A 1,154-nucleotide genomic window follows, 5' to 3' on the forward strand; every position below is an offset into this window, starting at 1 on the left:
ATGACTGGAACCCAACCGTTCCTGATATTTACGGTAAGCTTTCTTCAGAGATGGCTGCTCCTTCACCAGAGATCGATGAAGCCGCAATGGAAAATGCCGGCAGCTCATCAGAACTTAACAGTATGAAGGCTTATTTAAATAAAGCCTGGGCCAATCAGGTGCCGGATGTTTATGGCAAATCTCCCACCCCTGATGCAAGTGCCGATATTCCTGAAAATACGGCGGCGTTTGAACATCAGGAGCTGAAATTCCATGCTTTTGAAAGTGGAGATATCAATCCACTGGATTTAATGAATCCAGTTCAGCCTGCCGAAATTGAATTAGACATTGATCAGGCTGTTGAAATGGAGCCTGCTGGGGAAGCCGGGATTTCGGTCGCGGAAATCGATGAATTGATGCGCATCAAAGATGCTACAGATGAGCCGGAAGTTTCCAAAAAAGAAAATAATAATGAAACACCCGACAGAATCATTGATGAGATCACCACGCCAGAACAAGATGATATGGCGCAATCGGTTACTGCTGATGAAGTCACCGAAGTACTTGAACAAGCGATATCAGAAGCTGATGCAAATCCAATAGATGTTGTTTCGCCTGAGGGAGGTGAGTCCTCAGCGCAATATGCTGAAAAAATGGCCGCGGTAGAACCGGCAGGTCTTGATGAAACAGCCAGTGACGCAGCGGAAGATTTGCTGGAACACACGCAACAAATCGAAAACATAACCTCCGGACCTGAACAGCCCTTGAAGCAAGAGCAAGCCGAGGTTCCAGATGCAGAGGATTTAGACCCACTACTAACCGAGAATGCCTCTTTTGCTGATTCACTATTAAAAGAGTCTGAGAATACCGGTTTGCTCGTTGAAGAGAGTGACTCGACTGTTCTGGAAAAAGAACAGGAGGAATTCACTGAAAATGCAGAATCTAACGGGCTGGAACAACGGGTTGAAACTGAGATGCCGGAAGCTGTAGCTGATGAAGTTGTTCCGGAAGAGCCTCATCAGCCATCAGAGCCAGAATCCAATGAAATGAGGGAAGCAACTCAGGATGTTGTGAATAGCTCTGATCATGAAGAAATACCGGCTGTAGATGAGTTGAGCCCAGAAACGGCTGAACCTGGTGAGCCGGAACAAACCGCCGAACCAGCGCCAGAAGCT

Annotated in this window: 1 protein-coding gene; it reads left to right on the plus strand. The window is 47.0% G+C overall.

The window, feature by feature from the left end:
• Positions 1–1,154: hypothetical protein (locus B3O33_RS03910; RefSeq protein ID WP_292362993.1), on the plus strand; the 1,154-nt coding region annotated here is incomplete at both ends.

The sequence above is a fragment of the Methylophaga sp. UBA1464 genome, from assembly GCF_002325665.1.
GTDB lineage: Bacteria > Pseudomonadota > Gammaproteobacteria > Nitrosococcales > Methylophagaceae > Methylophaga.